Below are 1,859 nucleotides of genomic sequence, written 5' to 3'. Positions count from 1 at the left end.
TTTAAGTCGGTGTTGTTGCCGACCTTAATGTCAAAGCCACCACTGCCGGCAAAGATGCCCGATTGGTCGGTCACACTTTGCCAGTTGCTGTCCATTTTCGTTTTGCTCGCCGAGGCATTAATACTACTTGAGCCTCCATAAGAAAAACTTCCCCCTACCGAGGTTGACGTGCTTTTAGAGTGGAACTCATCGCTGTCTTGTTTCGATTCAATATTAAGGTCATGACCAATATCAGCCACCACCCTATCGCCTTTCACTTGCCCTGCAACAATGTTGGCGTCATTACCGGTGATAATCGTGAGCTTGTTGCCTGCCTCTACCACACTTTCTGTCCAATCGGTACCGTTACCTTTTTCTCTGGATTTGCTTTGGCTAGCACTGGCCGAGATGGTAAAGCCATTTTTTTCTCCACCAAAGTTATAGCCCACACCTACCGAGCCACTGCTGCTTTTTTCTTTGCTGTCGGTTTTTATCGTGTTTTCTTGACCAATGATGTTGACATCATGGTTCGCTTTGAGCATTGCATCATGACCGGCAGATACCTGACTGCCAATGATATTGATATCGCCACGCTCTTTTTGACCATTGCCCGTCGCAATAATGCTGAGGTTATGCCCCGCTGAGACGCCACTACTTACTACGGTGTGTTGCTCTTGGTTTACCGTGCGTTTGGTCTTTTCACTGCCCAAACTGACATTAATGCCAATGGAGGCTTGTGGCGTACCATTTTGTAAATTAGCTCCTCCCTCTAGCGCCGCATTACCCGCTTGTAACCCCGCTTTAATATTCATCAGCGCTTTGGTTTTTTCATTGGTCTGCTTTTTCGCTTGCTCTCGGGTTTGGTTGGCGTTGTAAATATCACTCGCCGTGCCTGTTATCGAAACAGTAAGCCCTGATTTTTTGCGCTCATACTCTTCTTGATACGTCGTTTTCGCATCTAATGCTTCGATATTGACGTTTTCGCCTTGTAATTTGATGTTTTGTTGGGCGATGACATCACTGCCTTTAATACTTAGGTCTTTGCCCGCTTGGATATTGACACTGCCTTTTGTACTACCTACAACACTGCCCACAAAGGCTTGTTCGGTATTTGTTTGTTTTAACGATTCGCTTTCTTTACCTGCCGTAAAGCCTATTCCACCACTGCCCATTAACCCGGATTTTTTGGTCTTGGTTTCGTGTTTTCGGTAATACGACTCTTCCGCTGCATCAATGGTGATATCTTTCCCTGCACCAAGACTCACATTGTGCGTACCTACCACTTCACTGCCTGTAACCGTTAAATTGTTACCCGCATTAATGTTTACCTTATCACCATAAATCCCACTGCCTTTTTGGGTGATGTTGTCGACCGCTATATCTTCAGTAATTGAACCCTTATTAAGCAACCCTTTCGTTTTGGTTTTGTGATGCTCGGTTAACTGTAAACGTTCTTGTTCACTACCAATATCAATATCATGCTCGGCTAATAGGTTTATGCGCTTATCGCTCGATAGCTCCGCCGATTTCGCTAAAATATCATGTCCCGCAATTAAGTTTAGGTCGCCATGGGTTAAAATTTCACTGCCCACCACCTCTTCAATATCAACCTTGCGGGTGTGATTTTTATTCCATATTGAGTCTTGATAGCTTTGCGTTTTTAAGGTCGATAAATTGATGTCGTTCCCGGCAATGACGTTAGTGACGCCCTCTTCACCGCCATTAACCAACAAGGCCGCGCCTAAGTTGATGTCATGTCCCGCTTTTAAGTAAATATCACCATCATTGACGTTGATACTTGAAATCTGGTCAATCACGGTGTTTTTACTTTTGCTCGCACCGTAATGCGTTTCGGTGGTTGAGGTGGTGCTATTTAAGTT

1 protein-coding gene is annotated in these 1,859 nt (G+C 44.8%); it reads right to left on the bottom strand.

What is annotated here, in order from left to right; translation table 11 throughout:
* Positions 1–1,859: hemagglutinin repeat-containing protein (locus tag A9G25_RS00130; RefSeq protein WP_176701040.1), on the bottom strand; the 1,859-nt coding region annotated here is incomplete at both ends.

Source organism: Gilliamella sp. Bif1-4, assembly GCF_001690535.1.
Taxonomy (GTDB): Bacteria; Pseudomonadota; Gammaproteobacteria; order Enterobacterales; family Orbaceae; genus Gilliamella; species Gilliamella bombi.
Note: the sequence above shows the minus strand (reverse complement) of the source record. Positions and strands in the feature narration are given on the sequence as shown.